The following is a 17292-nucleotide window of genomic DNA, read 5'->3' as shown; positions in this document are numbered from 1 at the left end:
GGGGGAGATGTCCGGCAGGACAGAGGGGGGCGCCGTAGAGCACTCATCTTTTGACTATACAGCCAAATCTACTTGCTCATCACCGCCAGCCATTCATCCACCCAGGCCTTGCGATTTGCCGCGACCTCTTCCGGGCTGAACAGCAAGGTCTTCGCCGGCTTGACCAGCCTATCAAAAGCCGGATTGAGCGGCTTGTCGGTTTTCCCGGCCGGGAACATCCAGTTGGTCTCCGGAATGACATCCTGGAATTTCGGCCCGGTCATGAAGGCCAGGAACTTCGCCGCCAGCGGATTCTTCGCGCCCGTGGTGGTGATGCCGGCGACCTCGATCTGCAGATACTCGCCTTCCTCGAACGAGGCCGCCTGGTAGCGCCTGGTGTTCTCCGCCACCATGTGGTAGGCCGGCGACGTCGTATAGGAAAGCACCATCGGCGCCTCGCCCTTGGTGAACAGGCCGTAGGCCTCGCTCCAGCCCGGCGTCACCGTCAGCACTTTGCCCTTGAGTTTCGCCCAGGCTTCCGGCGCCTTGTCGCCATAGACCGACTTAACCCACAGCAGCAGGCCAAGGCCCGGCGTCGACGTCCTCGGATCCTGGATGACGATCTTGTCGGCGGCATCGCCCTCGACCAATTCCTTCAGGCTCTTCGGTGGGTTCTTCAGCTTCTCGGTGTCGTAGACGACGGCGAAATAGCCATAATCGTAGGGCACGAAAGTGTCGTCGCTCCAGCCGCCCGGCACGTTGTTTTCAGCCACCGCGCCATGTGGGACAAACAGGCCGGAAGCCTTGGCTTCCGCGGTGAGGTTGGTGTCGAGGCCAAGCACGATATCGGCTTTGGTCGACGCACCTTCGAGCTTGACGCGATTGAGCAGCGCGACGCCGTCGGCCACCGAGACGAAGTCGACGCTGCAGCCACACTCGGCCTCGAATTCCTTCTTCACCTGGGGGCCTGGACCCCAGTCGGCAGTGAAACTCTCATAGGTATAGATCGTGAGTTTTTCCTGCGCGCACGCAGGGCTTGCCAGTAGCGAAACAGCAAGCCCAAGCGCTGGGACAAGACGGGACAAAAAAATGCGCATCGGCGCCTCCTTCATTCGTGTTGAAAGGAATTGAGGCGTCGGGCTGTCCGAAGCGTCTAATCCCTCCGCCGGTACAAACCGGATCAGGTTCAGCGGGTTGGCGAGACTGCCTCTCAGCCGGTCCGCGAAGATCGCGTCCGGCACCCCGTTAGAGCGTTTCGACACATAGGCCCGGCCAAGGTGCCACGCAAGTGGAAGTTTGCCCGAGCGTGATCCCGGAAAGTGGAATCCGTTTCCGGAAAAAGATCATGCTCCAACAAAGAGTGACGGTGCCGCTCGGCCTTCCGTTTCGTCGGCGGGGCTGGTAAGGGCCAGCGGATATGAGCACATTCACCATCCTGCTTGGCGGCGATCTCGTCCGCACGCCGCGGCTCGACCGCCAGGTCGCGGGCACGCGCGTCATCGCCGCCGACGCCGGCATCGGTCATGCCCGCCTGCTCGGCGTGATGCCGGAGCTGTGGGTCGGCGATTTCGATTCGGTGCCGGCGGACCTGCCTGCCGATCTCGCCGCCGTGCCGCGGGAGGTGTTTCCTCCCGAAAAGGACAAGACCGATGGCGAACTGGCGATCGCGGCGGCATTGGAACGCGGCGCCACCAGCCTGGTGCTGGCCGGCGCTTTCGGCGGCAAGCGCGCCGACCACGCCTTCCTCCATCTGGCGCTCAGCCTGCGGCTGGCCGAGGCCGGGACAAAAGTGCTATTGACCAGCGGAGCGCAGGAAGGCGCCCCTCTGCTGCCTGGCAAGGCCGGCTTCGACTATGCCGACGGAACGCTGTTTTCGGTGCTCGGCTTTTCCGATCTTTCGGGCCTCACCGTGTCCGGCGCGAAGTGGCCGCTCGACCATGTCGAGGTCGTGTTCGGCTCGTCGCTGACCATCTCGAACGAGGTCAAGTCCAACACGACCGGGGGCGGCCTCGAAATCGCGCTCGGCCATGGCCGCGCGCTGCTGCTCGTCCACCCCCTACCCCTTGCCTGAAAGCTGACATGGCCCCGCCCCTTCTCAACCTCGACGGCATAAGACTGACCTTTGGCGGCACGCCGCTGCTCGATGGCGCCGAATTGACGGCGTCCGCCGGTGACAAGATCGCGCTCGTCGGCCGCAACGGCTCCGGCAAGTCGACGCTCCTGAAGATTGCTGCTGGTCTGATCGAGCCGCAAGACGGCGAGGTCTTCCGCCAGCCTTCGGCAACGGTGCGCTATCTCCCGCAAATGCCCGACATGGACGGCTTTGCCAATGTGCGCGCCTATGTCGAGGCCGGGCTTGGGCCTGCCGACGATCCCTACCGCGCCACATATCTGATGGAGCATCTCGGCCTCGCCGGCACGGAGAACCCCAACGATCTCTCCGGCGGCGAGGCGCGCCGCGCAGCACTTGCCCGCGTCATGGCGCCCGAACCCGATATTCTGCTGCTTGATGAGCCGACGAACCATCTCGATTTGTCGGTCATCGAATGGCTGGAAGAAGAGCTTGTCCGGACATCTTCGGCGCTGATCGTCATCTCGCACGACCGTCGCTTCCTCGAACGCGTCTCGCGCGCCACTGTCTGGCTCGACCGTGGCCAGACCCGCCGCCTCGACAAGGGCTTTGGCCATTTCGAGGAATGGCGCGACCTTGTGCTGGAAGAGGAAGAGCGCGAACAGCACAAGCTGGGCCGCCAGATCGTGCGCGAGGAGCATTGGCTGCGCTATGGCGTGACGGCTCGCCGCAAACGCAACATGCGCCGGCTCGGCGAACTGCAGACCATGCGCCAGCGTTTTCGCGGCCATCGCGGCGCCGAGGGCTCGGCCACCATGGTGGCCAGCGACGCCGCCGAATCCGGCAAGCTGGTGATCGAGACCAAAAACATCGAAAAGAGCTTTGGCGACCTCACCGTGGTCAAGGGCTTCTCGACCCGCATCCAGCGCGGCGATCGCGTCGGCCTTGTCGGGCCGAACGGCGCCGGCAAGACGACGCTGTTGAAGATGCTCACCGGCGAGATGAAGCCCGACGCCGGCTCGGTGCGGCTCGGCACCAATCTGGAAATCGCCACGCTCGACCAGAAGCGCGAGGCGGTCGATCCGGCCGAGACCCTGGCGCAGTATCTCACGGACGGGCGCGGCGAAAACCTCGTCATCAATGGCGAGCAGCGCCATGTCGTGTCCTACATGAAGGATTTCCTGTTCAAGCCGGAACAGGCGCGCACCCCGGTGCGCGAGCTGTCCGGCGGCGAACGGGCGCGGCTGCTCCTGGCGCGTGTTCTGGCGCGGCCGGCCAACCTTCTGGTGCTCGACGAGCCGACCAACGATCTCGACATGGAGACGCTGGAACTGCTGCAGGAACTTGTCGCCGGCTTTGCCGGCACGGTCATCCTGGTCAGCCACGACCGCGACTTCCTCGACCGCACCGTCACCAGCATCATCGCCCCGGACGGAGGCGGCCGCTGGATCGAATATGCCGGTGGCTATTCCGACATGCTGGCGCAGCGCGGCGGCACCCGGCTCGACGACCGCAAGACGGGCGCCAAGGCCGAAGCCAGCGATGCGCCGGCGCCGGGCAAGAGCGAGCCGGCAGCGCCGAAAGGGCCGTCGAAGAAACTGTCGTTCAAGCAGAAATTCGCCCTGGAATCGCTGCCCAAGAAAATCGAGGCGGTAATGGCCTCGATCTCGCGTTTGGAAAACAACATCGCCGATCCCGCCTATTACGAGCGCGACCCGGCCTCGTTCCAAAAGACCATCGCCGCCCTCGACAAGGAACGCGCCACGCTGGCCGCACTCGAGGAAGAGTGGCTGGAACTGGAAATGCTGCGTGAGGAGATGGAGGGGTAGCATTGCCTGCGGTCTTTTATGCGCGTATATTGTGCGCATGAAAGGAGGCATCTCCGTGCTTCAATCGACGCCAAAAACTCAGCGGACCTCTGTCAACACGTCCATTGACTCTCAGTTGATCAAGGACGCCAAAGCGTTGGGCATCAACATCTCCCGCGCTGCCGAAGCAGGGATCGCGAAAGCGATTGCGGCGGAGAAAACGCGTCGATGGCAAGAAGAAAACAGGGAAGCCATCGAAAGCTCCAACGAATATGTCCGAAAGAACGGACTGCCATTGGCTAAACACCGGCCGTTCTGATGGCGCGTTACGATTTCTATCGGAGTACCGAGAGCGACGGTTATCTTCTCGACGTGCAGTCAGATATGCTTGAAGGGCTGAGCACGAGGGTGGTCGTTCCTTTGATGCCGCCCGAGATTGCCCCGCTTCCTGGCCGCCGCCTGAACCCGACCTTCGCTATAAACGGCAAAGATCTTGTGATGGTCACACAGTTTGTGTCGGCCTTCAGCGCGTCCGAATTGCGGATGCCAGAGGGAAACCTTTCTAGACATCACGACGACATCGTCGCCGCCCTCGACATGCTGTTCCAGGGCTTCTGAGCGAAGGCAGCCGCTACTGCCGCCCGTCAACCTGCCGTCTTGGCCTGCCAGGCCTTCAGCGCCTCGTCGAACACCTTCTCGCCCGGAATGCCCTTTTCCATGGTCAGCAGCGCCCGGCGTCCGGTCTTGTAGACCACCGGCACGTCGATCCAGTCCTGGCCTCGAAGCAAGGTCATATTGGCGTCCTCGTCGGCCTTGGTGTCGTTGAGCGCCACCAGGAAGAAGCCGTCGGCGATCTTGGCCGGAATGCCGATCAGCGGGCTGCCGGCATCCTGTTCCGAACTCTTCATGGCGACGCGCAGGATGTTGTCGACGCCACCGCCGTCAAAGCCCTCGGGCGTCAGGAAGATCATCTCGATGATGTGGCTGGCCGGCAGCGTCTGGTCGGTATTGCGGCGGATGGTCATGCGCAGCTGGATGTCCTTGCCGGGAATGGTCGCCTCGGCGCGGATCGCCGGCTCGGGCGGCAGGTCGCCGCCGGGCGATTCCTGCACCAGCGACCAGACGATGCTGCCGGGTTCGGCCGAACCTTGCGCGGTCGAGGTGCGTTCCTCGTAGAAGATCGCCTTCTGGCCGACCGCAACGGTCGGCGCGGGAGCGGCGGCCGCCGGCGCAGCGGGCGGCGTGCCGGCCGCGGGCGGCGTGGCGGCGGCATCAGCCGGTGCTGCCCCATTGGCCGGCGGAGCGGCGCCATCGGCGGGCGGCGTTGCCGGTGGCGTGGCGGAAGCGTCGGGCGCCGGCGTGGTGGGCGCGCCCGTGGCTGCGGCGTCGCCGGCCGGCGGGGTCGCAGGCGCTGGCGCCGCCGCAGGCGGTGCTGGAGCCGGGGGTGGCGGTGTGGTCAGCGCGGCGACGGACTCGCCCTCGCCGATGCCGCTTTGACCGGCCGCGGGACCGGGGTCGGTCTCACCGCCTTCGGGCGACAGGCGCTGGGTGAACTTCGTTCCCTCGCCGGCAGGAGCCGGTGCGGGTGCATCGGCCGCGGGCTTGGCCGGCGCCGGCTTTACCAGCGGTTCGGTCGAGACCGTCTTGGTGTCGCCGCCAAGGCCCAGCATCGAGCCAAAGGCATCCTTGTTCAGCCAGATGCCATAGCCGCCGCCGGCGACCACCAGAAGCGCGACGACAGCCGCGATCAACCCGCCATAGCTGCGCCTGCGCTCGGCGGGGCGCAGGCGTTGGAACGTGTCCGCCGCCGGCTGCTCGTCATTGGCAAAGACATCGGCGCTATCGTCGTCGGCGTCCAGCTCCGCGGCTTGCTTGTCGATGGTTTCTGCACGCGCCACAGGCGGAGGCGGTGTCGGAGCGGGCCTCTGCCAGCTCGGCTCTGTCCTGGTGGTCGGCGCCGGCTGCACGGGTTTCGCCGGCTGCCAGGCCGGCGCAGGCGTGGCGGAAGGCTTTACATGACTGGACTGGTTCTTGTTGCGGTCGATGGAGGAGAAGATGTGCTCCAGCTCCGCCAGTGGGTCGGATGCCGGCAGTGCCCTGGCATAGTCGCGCTCGACGCTCGAGATGGCATCTTCCAGGGATCGCTTCTGCGTGCTTATGGCTTCGGCGGCGAGCGGCGGCGAATACTCCGCAAGCTTCTTCGCCAGCATGGTACGAACGCTTTCATAGATCCGCGTACGCTTTTCGGGCGTTTCGTCGCCGTGCTTGTCGAGCGCCTTTTTCAGAATAGCAACGAAATCTGCCATGCTTCAGTCGACCTGTATTGTGTTTCCGCGCCGGCCCCCGCAAATCGGCCGCGATGCCCGGAAAGGCTTCAGAAAACTAGTCTTGAAACGGATCGGTCACAAGTATCGTGTCGTCCCGTTCCGGGCTGGTGGAAAGGAGCGCGACGGGTGCCCCGATCAGCTCCTCGATGTAACGGACATATTTGACGGCCTGCGCCGGAAGGTCGTTCCAGCTGCGTGCGCCGGCTGTGGTGCCTTTCCAGCCTTCGAGCGTCTCGTAGACCGGCTCGACACGCGCCTGCGCGCCCTGGCTGGCCGGCAGATAGTCGATCGTTTCGCCATCGAGACGGTAGCCGGTGCAGACCTTGATCTCATCCAGCCCGTCGAGCACGTCGAGTTTGGTCAGGGCGATGCCCTTGATGCCGTTGACGGCGACGGCCTGGCGCACCAGCACGGCGTCGAACCAGCCGCAACGGCGTTTGCGCCCGGTGACGACGCCGAATTCGTGGCCACGCGTACCGAGAAATTCGCCGATCTCGTTCTTCTGCTCGGTCGGGAACGGGCCTTCGCCGACACGCGTCGTATAGGCCTTGGTGATGCCCAGGACATAGCCGATGGCGCCGGGGCCCACCCCCGAGCCGGCGGCTGCCTGGCCGGCAACGGTGTTGGACGAGGTGACGAACGGATAGGTGCCGTGGTCGATGTCGAGCAGCGTGCCTTGCGCGCCCTCGAACAGGATGCGTTCGCCGGCGCGGCGCTTGTCGTCGAGGATTTTCCAGACGCGGTCCATATAGGGCAGGATCTCATCGGCGACCGAGGTCAGCTCGGTCATGATCGCCTCATGCGTGACTTCGCCATGGCCAAGCCCGCGACGCAGCGCATTGTGATGCGTCAGCAGCCTGTCGACCTTGAGAGGCAGCGTTTCCAAATCCGCCAGATCCATCACCCGAACCGCGCGCCGGCCCACCTTGTCTTCATAGGCTGGGCCGATGCCACGACGCGTCGTGCCAATTTTCGTCCCGGAATTGGAGGCGGCGTCCTCGCGGAATCCGTCCAGCTCCCGGTGCAGCGACAGGATAAGCGCCGTGTTTTCGGCTATTTTCAGGCGGTCCGGCGTGACCTCGACGCCTTGCGCCTTGAGTTTTGCCACTTCCGCGACAAAGGCGTGCGGGTCGAAGACGACGCCATTGCCGATGATCGACAGCTTGCCTTGCCGCACCACGCCCGACGGCAGCAGCGACAGTTTGTAGACCTTGCCGTCGACGACCAGCGTATGGCCGGCATTGTGGCCGCCCTGGAAGCGCACGACCACGTCGGCGCGCTCCGACAACCAGTCGACGATCTTGCCCTTGCCTTCGTCGCCCCATTGCGAGCCGACGACCACCACATTGGCCATGTTTCTTTTCCCTTGAGATGCCGCCCTGGCGGCCTGGATATGGTTCGAAACGACAGGCCTCTATAGCGTCAAGACCTCGCAAGCGCGACCTTTCTTTGCCGCCGAAAATGCCCTGAGGCACAACAATTTTCGGCTTTGACATCATTTACTTGCGTCGGCGGGGGCAATAGGCCGGCAAACACAACTCCCCAGGCGGCCGGAATCCCGCAATGCATCGACGCGCCTACCTGTTCCTGCTGCTGACCACCTTGTTGTGGGGCGGCAATTCCGTCGCCGGCAAGCTGGCGGTCGATCACGTCTCGCCGATGACGCTGGTCTTCCTGCGCTGGGTGCTGGCCGTCGCGATCCTGCTGCCGATCGGCTGGCGCACGATCAGGGAGGACTGGCCGGTGGTGCGCAAACACTGGTTCGTCCAGGCTGCACTTGGCGCCAGCGGCTTCACTCTGTTCAACACCATTTTTTACACCGCGCTCAACTACACGACGGCGATCAATGTCTCGATCGAACAGGCGGCGATGCCGGTCTTGATCATCATTGCCAATTTCTTCTTCTTCCGCCTGCGCGTGAGCTGGGCTCAGATTGCGGGCGTGGTGCTGACCATCTTCGGCGTCATCTTGACTGCCTGCCACGGCGATCCGCGCCGGCTGCTCACATTGGAACTCAATTTCGGCGACGCCATCATGCTGGTCGCGGTCGTCCTCTACAGCGGTTATTCGGTCGGGCTGCGGCTGAAGCCGGTGATGCGCTGGCAGAGCCTGATGTTGTCCCTGGCGATCGCTGCCCTCATCACCTCGCTGCCGTTCTTCCTGTGGGAGGTCGCCGCCGGCAAGGTTATCGTCCCCGATATCAGCGGCTGGGTGGTCATCGTCTATACCGCGATCGGCGCTTCGGTCATTTCGCAGATCACTTACATCAGGGGCAACGAACTGATCGGCGCCAACCGTGCCGGGCTGTTCATCAATCTGGTGCCGATCTTCGGCACGCTGCTGTCAGTGCTGATCGTCGGCGAGACATTCCAGCTCTACCAGGCGCTGGCGCTTGCCCTGGTGCTGGGCGGCATTTCGCTCGCCGAATACAGCGGGCGCAAGATGTCGGCACCGAACCGCTGCGGATAACATTTGGCCGCTGCCGCGCTGCGCCGCCGTCGCGATAACTGCTGCCGCGCGCCGACCTGGAACATTTTACCTCTGGCGGAGTTTGCTTGCGTGGGAGGCAACAAGATGAGCCATAACCCTCGCAGCACAGCAAGCATTGCCGGTCACCCCATTCATCCAATGCTGATTCCGTTTCCGATCGCCTTCTTTGTCGGTACCTTCGTTTGCGATCTGATTTTCTGGCAGACAGCCGATCCCAGGTGGGTCACCGGATCGCTTTGGCTTCTCGGCGCCGGCCTGATCATGGGCGCCTTGGCCGCTCTTACCGGCCTGACGGATGTTCTCGGCGATGTTCAGATCCGCAATCTCACGACGGCATGGCTCCATGCCGGCGGCAACGTGCTCGTCGTGCTGATCGAGCTTTATAACTGGTACTCTCGTTATGTCGGTGGAGCGGCGGCTGTGATCCCGACCGGCTTTATCTTATCGCTGATCGTGGTTCTGATCCTGCTGTTTACAGGGTGGAAGGGCTGGGAACTGGTCTATCGGCATCGCGTGGGCGTCTCCGACGGCTCAGACGAATTGACCTGAACCGGCCTCTGCGACGGCCGCCCAATGATGGGGGGAGGACCGCCGCATCCGCCACGCCGTCAACTACATTGCGTTGACGTCGAACTGCAGCCGCTTGGCCGAGTCGATGGACTTGTGCGCCTTGACCTGTTCCAGCACTTTCTCCGGGAACGGCGCGTCGAGATAGAGCAGCGCGATCGCGTCGCCGCCCGGCCGGTTGCGGCCGAGCTGGAAGTTGGCGATGTTGACGCCGTTCTCGCCGCACACCGTGCCGAGCAGGCCGATAATGCCGGGCGCATCGGCATTGGTTGTGTAGAGCATGTGCTGGCCGACCTCGGCGTCGAGATTGATGCCCTTGATCTGGATGAAGCGCGGCTTGCCGTCGGAGAAGCAGGTGCCGGCGATCGAGCGCGTCATGTGCTCGGTCTTCACCGTCAGCTTGATGTAGCCGTCGAACACGCCCGACTTGTCGCGCTTGACCTCGGCGACGATGATGCCGCGCTCCTTCACCATGATCGGCGCCGACACCATATTGACGTCGGCGACCTGCGGCCGGATCAGTCCGGCAAGCGTGGCACTGATCAAGGCACGCGTGTTCATCGTCGCGGTCGAGCCGTCGAACAGGATCTCGACCTCGTTGATCGGGTCCTCGGTGACCTGGCCGACAAAGGCGCCGAGCACTTCGGCGAGCTTGACGAACGGCTTTAGCCGCGGTGCTTCCTCGGCCGTGATCGAGGGCATGTTGATGGCATTCGAAACCGCGCCCTTGATCAGATAGTCGGCCATCTGCTCGGCCACCTGGAGCGCGACATTTTCCTGCGCTTCCGCTGTCGAGGCGCCGAGATGCGGCGTTGCCACCACATTCTCCATGCCGAACAGCGCGTTGTTTTCCGCCGGTTCGACCTCGAACACATCGACGCCGGCGCCCGCCACCTTGCCGCTCTTCAGCGCCGCGACCAGGTCGGCTTCGACGATGAGCCCGCCACGCGCGCAATTGATGATGCGCACGCCGTTCTTCATCTTGGCGATCGCCGCCGCGTCGATGATGTTGCGCGTCTTGTCGGTCAGCGGCGTGTGCAGCGTGATGAAATCGGCGCGGGCGAAAAGCTCGTCCAGCTCGACCTTGTCGACGCCGAGTTCCTCGGCGCGCTTGTCCGACAGGAACGGGTCGAAGGCAACGACATGCATCTTCAGGCCGACGCCGCGCGTGGCGACGATCGAGCCGATATTGCCGCAGCCGATGACACCCAGCGTCTTGCCGGTGATCTCGACGCCCATGAAACGGTTCTTTTCCCATTTGCCGGCATGGGTCGAGGCATTGGCCTCCGGGATCTGCCGTGCGAGTGCAAAGATCATCGCCACCGCATGTTCGGCCGTGGTGATCGAATTGCCGAAAGGCGTGTTCATCACGATGATGCCCTTGCGGCTCGCCGCGGGGATGTCGACATTGTCGACACCGATGCCGGCGCGGCCGACGACCTTGAGTCTTGTCGCTGCGTTGATCAGTTTTTCCGTGACCTTGGTCGCCGAGCGGATGGCAAGACCATCATACTGGTCGATGACTTCGAGCAGCTTTTCCTTGTCCTTGCCGAGATCGGGCAAATAGTCGACCTCGATGCCGCGGTCCTTGAATATCTGGACGGCGGTGGTGGAGAGTTTGTCAGAGACGAGAACGCGGGGCGCCATGGCGGCCTCCTTGAACTGGATTGTCGGGAAATGGCGGCCCGCAGGCCGCCACGAATTCTCAGGCTGCTGCCTTCACCGAAGCCTTCTGCGTGGCGAAGGCCCAGTCGAGCCAGGGCAGCAGCGCCTCGAGATCGGAGGTCTCGACGGTGGCGCCGCACCAGATGCGCAGACCGGAAGGTGCGTCACGATAGGAGCCGATGTCGTAGGCGACGCCTTCCTTGTCGAGCACAGAGACGATCGCCTTGGCGAAGGCCGCCTGCCCGTCGGCGTCGAGCGCCGCGACATCGGCGTCGGTGAAGGACAGACATACGGACGTGTTGGACCGTGTCGCCGCATCGACCGCGAGATGGCCGAGCCAGGACGACTTGTCGACAAAGCCATCGAGCACGGCGGCATTGGCATCGGCTCTGGCAATCAACGCATCGAGACCGCCGATCGACTTCGCCCAATGAAGCGCATCGAGATAGTCCTCGACGCACAGCATCGACGGCGTGTTGATGGTCTCGCCCTTGAAGACGCCTTCGATCAGCTTGCCGCCCGAGGTCAGGCGGAAGATTTTCGGCAGCGGCCACGCCGGCTTGTAGGTTTCCAGTCGCTCGACGGCGCGAGGCGACAGGATCAGCATGCCGTGTGAGCCCTCGCCGCCCAGCACTTTCTGCCAGGAGAAGGTGACGACATCGAGTTTCTGGAAATCGAGCCTCTGAGCGAATGCGGCCGAGGTCGCGTCGCAGATGGCCAGGCCTTTGCGGTCGGCTGGAATGAAATCACCATTCGGCACACGCACGCCCGAGGTCGTGCCGTTCCATGTGAAGACCACATCGCGGTCGAAATCGATTTTGGTGAGATCCGGCAGCTCGCCATAGCCTGCCTCGATCTTTCTGACATCGGCGAGCTTCAGCTGCTTGACCACATCGGTCACCCAGCCGGAGCCAAAGCTTTCCCATGCCACCATGTCGACACCGCGTTCGCCGAGCAGCGACCACAGCGCCATCTCGACAGCACCCGTGTCCGACGCCGGCACGATGCCGATACGGTAATCCGCCGGAACCTGGAGAATCTCGCGCGTCAGCTCGATCGCCTGTTCGAGCTTGGTCTTGCCGATCTTGGCGCGGTGGGAACGGCCGAGCGCAGCATTCTTCAGTGCCTCGACCGACCAGCCGGGGCGTTTTGCGCAGGGACCTGAGGAGAAATTGGGGTTTGCCGGACGGAGTCCGGGCTTCGTATGCGTCGTCATCGTGGTCTATCCTTCCAGATAGTGGCCCCTCGTTGGGGAGGGGTGGCCCACGGACGGCGATATGCGTTCAGCCCTCAGGCGTCAAGAGGAAAGTTTTTGTCGCTGGCGGCATACCGGCGATACGGGATCAGCATGTCGTGGGCTAAAACGCAAACAGCGGATCGAAGAGATCCGCCGTTGGGCTTCCGAACAGCAAGCTTCCTACCAGAGGTCGTAGCGCAGGCCGAGCTTGACCTGATGATTGCTGATGCCCTTGCGGATCGGATAGGAGGTCAGGCTCTCGGCCGTGACATATTCGGCATCCGGCGCGGAGAAGTACTGGTAGCCGAGATCTACAGAAACATTCTTGGTCACCTGATAGGCCAGGCCCGCATCCAGCGTGTAGGCGAGGGAATACTGGGTCTTGTTGTCGTTCCGGACGAAATCATCCGTAGGGTCGACATTGTCGGTGAAGTAACTCGCCGACAGCTTGTATTTGCTCCGGACCAGCCCAATGCCGGCGCCGAGGTAGGGCGTGATCCCGACATAAGTGCCGAGATCGACATAGCCATTGACCATGCCCGACAGGGAATAATTTTGCAGCGATGCCGACGCGATGGTCGCACCACCCGGCGGCGGCGTCGCCGAATCGTCAAAGCCGACGCCGATCTTGTTGCCGGGCAGATAGCCAAGATTGACGTCGCCGCGCAGATAGTCGTTGAAGTGGTAGCCGAAGCCGATGCTGGCAAAGGCCGGATCCTGCTTCTCGCTGAAGCTCGCGGGGGCGAAGGTGAAATCCTGATCCTCGTAGCTCTTCTGCGCCAGATAAGAGACGTCGCCGCGCAGATACCAGCCCGAGCCGACCTCGACCGGTTGATAGTCCGGCGCCTGATCGACATAGATCGGCGGATCGTAGTCCGCGGCCTGCGCCGGCGTCAGCGGCACAAGGACGAGTGCGGCGAGCGCCGGCGCTGTCAGCGATTTGAAATTCATGGGTCCCCGGCTCCTGAAATTGGCGCCCGTCATTTTGATCGCAAGCGCCGTTTCAGTAGGCATTGTTAACCATAGTGGTTAAGTGCGGGTTAAGGATAACGCGGCGTACCGAATTGATTTCAATTGGGTTTCTTCGGCACACGCGGCCGGTTGAAAACGCGCAAGCATCGGCAAACGAAAACCGCCCGGCAAGACCGGGCGGTTCGCGAATTCCTGGATTTCGAAGCGACTACTTGGTGTAGATCGGCTCCGGCTCTGGAACGTAGGGCTCCGGCGATGTGCAACCATTATTGCCGCCGAACTGATAGCGCAGACCGCCTCGTACCTCATGTGTGTTGATGCCATGGTCGAAGCCGGGCCCGGAACTGCTCACGTCGAAGTCGAACATGCGGCCCCCCTCAATGTGAGAGTAGCGATAGCCGGCATCCAGGATCACCCTGTCGGTAAGGCAATAGGACGCGCCGGCCATGAGCGCGTAGGCAAAGCGCCAATTCTTCGACCCGGGGTTGGTCTCGGTTGTGTTCGGGTCGTGGACGGTATCCCATTTGACGTGCGCGCCGCCGATGCCAGCGCCAACATAAGGCGTGATGCCGTGCCAGGTGCCGATATCGTAATAGGCGTTGGCCAAGAGCAGCAATGCGCTCATTTTCGACACTTCGACCGATGTCGTAACGCCATCGTTGGTTGATCCGTTGAAGTCCGAAGCGAACCAATAGTCGGCTGTCAGGTCGGTACGGAAATGATCGTTGATCTTGTAGCCAATGCCGGCGCCGAGTGAGAAGCCGCCCTTAAGCTCGCCGGAATCGAAAACATTGCTGCCGGGAGGCGGCCCGTAGGTGATATAGTCGATGCCGCGCAAATCCGATTTATGATAGTCGATGTCGCCGCGGATGTACCAGCCGCCGAAATCGGCCGGCTGCTCGTAGGCGATCGGCGCCGGCGCCTCTTCGACCACCGGCGGCTCCGCCAGATCGGCGGCGAATACTGGCCCGGCCACACCTGCGAACAGCGCGGCAAGGAGGGCCTTTTTTGCTGTATTGAACATGTTTGTCACCCCTGAGAACCGTCGGGAAAGTCCAACTTGCCCGAATGTGATTGACCTCAGTTGTGGATAATGAATTGGAAAAGTTAAAAGGCGTTTAACCCTGTCGATTAACCACGAATTCTCGACATTTTAGCAAACAGTCTCCGCCGGCATAACGCTGGGACCAACCCTGGCCGAAACAAAAAGCCCGCCTGCAGGCGGGCTTGAAGTCTTGAGCCGGCAGTTCGCCCCTGCCGTTGGAGGCAGCGCAATCAGGCGGCGCTGCGCGTTTCCGAAATGATGTCGACGATGTCGTTGACCACGGCCTCGACCAGCTGCGGGTCGTCGCCCTCGGCCATGACGCGGATCAGCGGCTCGGTGCCGGAGGGCCGTATGACCAGGCGGCCGGCCTTGCCAAGACGGTTGCGCGCGTCTTCGATCACCGCCTTGACCGTGGCTTCCTCAAGCGGCTTGCCGCCGGCGATGCGGACATTCTTCAACAGCTGCGGCACCGGCTCGAATTTCTTCGACAATTCGCTGACCGGCCGGTTCTGCCGCTTGATGCAGGCCAGCACCTGCAGAGCCGAGACCAGCCCGTCGCCAGTGGTCGAGAAATCGGACAGCACAATGTGGCCCGACTGCTCGCCGCCGACATTCAACCCGTGCGCGCGCATATGTTCCACGACATAGCGGTCGCCGACCTTGGTGCGATGCAGCTGCAGCTTCATGTCGCCAAGGAAGCGTTCGAGGCCGAGATTGGACATCACCGTCGAGACGACGCCGCCGCCGGCCAGTCGCCCGCTCTGGTGCCAGGACTCGGCGATCAGCGCCATGATCTGGTCACCGTCGACGATGGTGCCGTTCTCGTCGACGATGACGACACGGTCGGCATCGCCGTCGAGTGCGATGCCGATATCGGCGCGCACTTCATGCACCTTCTTCTGCAGGCCGGCCGGATGGGTCGAGCCGCATTCCTTGTTGATGTTAAAACCGTTCGGATCGACATTGATGGCAATGACCTCGGCGCCCAGTTCCCAAAGTGCTGCTGGCGCCACCTTGTAGGCCGCGCCGTTGGCGCAATCGACGACGATCCTGAGACCCGACAGCGACATTGAGCGCGGCAGCGTGCGCTTGGCGAATTCGATGTAGCGGTCATGCACGCCGTCGACGCGCTTGGCGCGGCCAAGTCCGTCGGAATCGGCGAGCGCCAGTTCGATATCCTTGTCGAGCATGCTCTCGATGCGCTCCTCGATCTCGTCGGAGAGCTTGTACCCGTCGGGACCGAACAGCTTGATGCCGTTGTCGTAATAGGGATTGTGCGAGGCCGAGATCATGACGCCGATATCGGCACGCAGCGAGCGTACCAGCATGGCGACCGCCGGTGTCGGGATCGGGCCGAGCAGGAACACATCCATGCCGGCCGCGCACAGGCCGGACACCATGGCGTTTTCGATCATGTAGCCGGACAGCCTGGTATCCTTGCCGAGCACGACGCGGTGGCGATGGCTGCCGCGCTGGAACGAGAGGCCGGCGGCCATGCCGACCCGCATCGCGATCTCAGCCGTCATCGGAAACTTGTTGGCGCGCCCGCGAATGCCGTCGGTGCCAAAATAACGTCCTGCCATGCTTGCCAGAATCCCCGTCGGTTTTTCAGCCGGCTCGTAATGCCACAATTGGTCCGAGCCCGACTATCACATTGTGTGATTGTATATTACCAATTCTTAGAAAATCATTGTAGCAGGCTGTTCGGAGCGTTGGGCAACGTACCATGACACGGTGTTGCCGCAATATAGCATTCACACTGGGCCACACCGCGCAGATTGGGCCGGTAAGCCGGACTGTTGGAGGGGGCAGATCGCAATGGATCCATCACCTTATCGGGAGAACGCCGTTTAGCATCTGGCGCAGCCTAGCGTTGAGAGCTATTGATTTACACAGGTACAACCTATGGGCGCAGCAACGGGAGAAACGCATGCTCATCCACCGACTTGCAACTTTGACGGGTCTTGCCGTCGCAACCTTGTTCATGGCGGCGCCCGCCAGCGCGCTGACCATGGCCCAGTGTAGTACCAAGTATAATGCCGCCAAGGACGCCGGCACGCTGAACGGGCAGACCTGGAATCAGTATCGGAAGGCCGAGTGCGGCACCGACGCGGCGGCCACCACCGAGACCGCAAAGCCGGCGGCCAAGAAGGCCGCTGCGGCCAAGACGGACACGACCAAGGCCGCCGCTGCTGATGATGGCGCCAAGGGTCTGACGGCCAAGGAATGCAGCGCTAAGTACCAGGCTGCCAAGGCCGCCGGTACGCTCAATGGCGCAAAGTGGAACGACTTCCGCAAGACCGAATGCGCCGCCGGCGCATCCGCCGCGGCAGAACCGGCCAAGGACACGACCAAGGCCGCAGCCACAACCGACGATGGCGCCAAGGGCCTGACGGCCAAGGAATGCAGCGCCAAATACCAGGCGGCAAAGGCCGCCGGCACACTGAACGGCGTGAAGTGGAACGACTTCCGCAAGACCGAATGCGCCGCCGGGGCCTCGGCCGCGGCAGCGCCCGCCAAGGCAACCACCAAGGCAACTGCCGACAGCAGCGGCAAGGGCCTGAGCATGGCCGATTGCAGCGCCAAGTACCAGGCTGCCAAGTCTGCCAATACGCTGGGCGGCAAGAAGTGGAACGACTTCCGCAAGGCCGAATGCGGCGCAGGCGCAGATGACGACGACACCGTGCCCGCTCCTAGCGAGGCGACCTATACCAGCGAGCCCGAGAAGCCCTCGGTCAGCGCTCCCAAAGGTGTCAAGTTCCCGGCCGCGATCTCAAAGAAATACGCCGGCGAGACGCCGGCCAAGGGCCGCATGCATACCTGCCTCGAGGTGTATTATGCCAACAAGGACGCCAACACGCTCAATGGCCTGCGCTGGATCCAGAAGGGCGGCGGCTTCTACAGTCTCTGCAACGCCAAGCTGAAGAGCTGATCGCGTAGCCATATTCTCCAGACAAAGGCCCGCGCATCGCAGCATGCGCGGGCCTTTTTGTTGCGCTCGAAGACACCTGGCGTTGCTCGCGTTTACATATCGCGGAAGCTGTCGGCATCATCTATTCGCCCACACTGCCCACCGCAGACTTATGGTTGGTTCGCAAAGATTCTAATTGAACATATGCAGAACAAATGGT

Annotated in this window: 15 protein-coding genes and 1 riboswitch; of the genes, 7 read left to right on the top strand and 8 right to left on the bottom strand. The window is 62.8% G+C overall.

Translation table 11 applies throughout. The features are described 5' to 3' along the window. Nucleotides 1-68: 68 nt before the first annotated feature. Nucleotides 69-1076 (bottom strand): thiamine ABC transporter substrate binding subunit, encoded by a 1008-nt coding sequence (thiB, locus tag NKI15_RS18580; RefSeq protein WP_352514807.1) that lies wholly within the window; start codon nt 1074-1076, stop codon nt 69-71. 43 nt (nt 1077-1119) lie between these two features. Then, nucleotides 1120-1234, bottom strand: a riboswitch (TPP riboswitch). 162 nt (nt 1235-1396) lie between these two features. On the opposite strand from thiB, the gene NKI15_RS18575 reads away from it, so the two are divergent. The 4 genes from NKI15_RS18575 to NKI15_RS18560 are packed head-to-tail and all read left to right on the top strand — an operon-like array spanning nt 1397 to nt 4476. Beyond that, nucleotides 1397-2050 (top strand): thiamine diphosphokinase, encoded by a 654-nt coding sequence (locus NKI15_RS18575; RefSeq protein ID WP_352514808.1) that lies wholly within the window; start codon nt 1397-1399, stop codon nt 2048-2050. 8 nt (nt 2051-2058) lie between these two features. Further along, nucleotides 2059-3879, top strand: coding sequence for an ABC-F family ATP-binding cassette domain-containing protein (locus tag NKI15_RS18570; RefSeq protein ID WP_352514809.1), 1821 nt, complete (start codon nt 2059-2061; stop codon nt 3877-3879). Between the two features lie 55 nt (nt 3880-3934). Further along, nucleotides 3935-4177, top strand: a complete 243-nt coding sequence (locus NKI15_RS18565; RefSeq protein WP_023693600.1) for a type II toxin-antitoxin system CcdA family antitoxin — start codon at nt 3935-3937, stop codon at nt 4175-4177. After that, nucleotides 4177-4476, top strand: coding sequence for a CcdB family protein (locus tag NKI15_RS18560; RefSeq protein WP_023673676.1), 300 nt, complete (start codon nt 4177-4179; stop codon nt 4474-4476). The genes NKI15_RS18565 and NKI15_RS18560 overlap by 1 nt, the downstream gene beginning before the upstream one ends. Before the next feature lie 26 nt (nt 4477-4502). On the opposite strand, the gene NKI15_RS18555 is transcribed toward NKI15_RS18560, so the two are convergent. Beyond that, a complete protein-coding gene (locus tag NKI15_RS18555; RefSeq protein WP_352514810.1) occupies nt 4503-6164 on the bottom strand; it encodes a hypothetical protein in 1662 nt (553 codons plus the stop codon). Between the two features lie 76 nt (nt 6165-6240). Continuing rightward, nucleotides 6241-7539 (bottom strand): adenylosuccinate synthase, encoded by a 1299-nt coding sequence (locus tag NKI15_RS18550; protein ID WP_023684197.1) that lies wholly within the window; start codon nt 7537-7539, stop codon nt 6241-6243. A gap of 209 nt (nt 7540-7748) precedes the next feature. On the opposite strand from NKI15_RS18550, the gene NKI15_RS18545 reads away from it, so the two are divergent. Further along, nucleotides 7749-8654: a DMT family transporter gene (locus NKI15_RS18545; RefSeq protein ID WP_352514811.1), complete on the top strand. Its 906-nt coding sequence runs from the start codon at nt 7749-7751 to the stop codon at nt 8652-8654. Between the two features lie 105 nt (nt 8655-8759). Next, the gene (locus tag NKI15_RS18540) at nt 8760-9224 is read left to right on the top strand and encodes a DUF2231 domain-containing protein (protein WP_352514829.1); all 465 of its coding nucleotides are present in this window, start codon (nt 8760-8762) and stop codon (nt 9222-9224) included. Nucleotides 9225-9287: 63 nt separating this feature from the next. On the opposite strand, the gene serA is transcribed toward NKI15_RS18540, so the two are convergent. The 5 genes from serA to glmM all read right to left on the bottom strand — a co-directional run bounded on the left by serA (nt 9288) and on the right by glmM (nt 15744). Next, the gene (serA, locus tag NKI15_RS18535; protein WP_023726192.1) at nt 9288-10889 is read right to left on the bottom strand and encodes a phosphoglycerate dehydrogenase; all 1602 of its coding nucleotides are present in this window, start codon (nt 10887-10889) and stop codon (nt 9288-9290) included. A 58-nt stretch (nt 10890-10947) separates the two neighbouring features. Next, complete coding sequence (locus NKI15_RS18530; protein WP_352514812.1) at nt 10948-12123, bottom strand: phosphoserine transaminase; 1176 nt, start codon at nt 12121-12123, stop codon at nt 10948-10950. A 201-nt stretch (nt 12124-12324) separates the two neighbouring features. Then, the gene (locus NKI15_RS18525; protein ID WP_023684192.1) at nt 12325-13095 is read right to left on the bottom strand and encodes an outer membrane protein; all 771 of its coding nucleotides are present in this window, start codon (nt 13093-13095) and stop codon (nt 12325-12327) included. Between the two features lie 229 nt (nt 13096-13324). Then, nucleotides 13325-14140 (bottom strand): outer membrane protein, encoded by an 816-nt coding sequence (locus NKI15_RS18520; RefSeq protein WP_023684191.1) that lies wholly within the window; start codon nt 14138-14140, stop codon nt 13325-13327. 251 nt (nt 14141-14391) lie between these two features. Beyond that, nucleotides 14392-15744, bottom strand: a complete 1353-nt coding sequence (gene glmM / locus NKI15_RS18515; protein WP_023673591.1) for a phosphoglucosamine mutase — start codon at nt 15742-15744, stop codon at nt 14392-14394. 347 nt (nt 15745-16091) lie between these two features. Here glmM and NKI15_RS18510 point away from each other — a divergent pair, with 347 nt between their 5' ends. Further along, nucleotides 16092-17093, top strand: a complete 1002-nt coding sequence (locus tag NKI15_RS18510; RefSeq protein WP_023747280.1) for a hypothetical protein — start codon at nt 16092-16094, stop codon at nt 17091-17093. The last annotated feature ends 199 nt before the right edge of the window (nt 17094-17292 follow it).

The sequence above is a fragment of the Mesorhizobium sp. M0862 genome (assembly GCF_040319795.1).
In the GTDB taxonomy this organism is placed as follows: Bacteria; Pseudomonadota; Alphaproteobacteria; order Rhizobiales; family Rhizobiaceae; genus Mesorhizobium.
Note: the sequence above shows the minus strand (reverse complement) of the source record. Positions and strands in the feature narration are given on the sequence as shown.